At 40.0% G+C, this 625-nt stretch carries 1 protein-coding gene; it reads left to right on the top strand.

The window, feature by feature from the left end; all coding sequences use genetic code 11:
• Positions 1-77: 77 nt before the first annotated feature.
• Positions 78-625: ISAs1 family transposase (locus tag V7K69_RS00655; RefSeq protein WP_335030614.1), on the top strand; the 548-nt coding region annotated here is incomplete at its 3' end.

Below are 625 nucleotides of genomic sequence, written 5' to 3'. Positions count from 1 at the left end.
GGCAGGGTGGTTTCATACAACGAGAGAAAAATAATAATGATTTGTATAGGGTGGAGAAAAATGGATAACTAACAAGTATGAATCTCGTCGAACAATTGCAGCAAGTCCCAGACTATAGGCACATTCGGGGACGAAGACATGAATTATGGTTAGTATTGTTGCTAATATTGCTGGGAGCAATGACTGGGTATTGGGGCTATCGACCACTCGAAGATTTTACCCGTGTACACAGACAGAGCTTGATTGAACTGTTAAATCTAGATGAGACAATTAAGTTTCCGTCGTATTCAACGTTCCGACGAGTACTGAAAACAGTAGATTTTCAGCTATTCACCGACCTATTTAATAATTGGGCATCAGTTTTTGTTCCACCGATACCAGGAGAACGTTTGGCAATAGATGGTAAAGGCATTCGTTGCACAGTCACGGATTACAGTCAGTCCTACCAAAACTTTATCAGTACAGTATCAGTTTATAGTCACGAACGGGGCATTGTACTCAGGATGCAACCAATGTCCAACAAAAAAATAAGTGAAGTGGCGATAGTAAAACAATTAATCTCCGAGTTTTCTGGTCAACAAGTCGTTTTTACCCTTGATGCTTTACACTGCCAAAAAAAACTGTA

It is taken from the genome of Nostoc sp., from assembly GCF_036917775.1.
GTDB lineage: Bacteria > Cyanobacteriota > Cyanobacteriia > Cyanobacteriales > Nostocaceae > Nostoc.
This window is presented reverse-complemented; position numbering and strand designations above follow the sequence as displayed.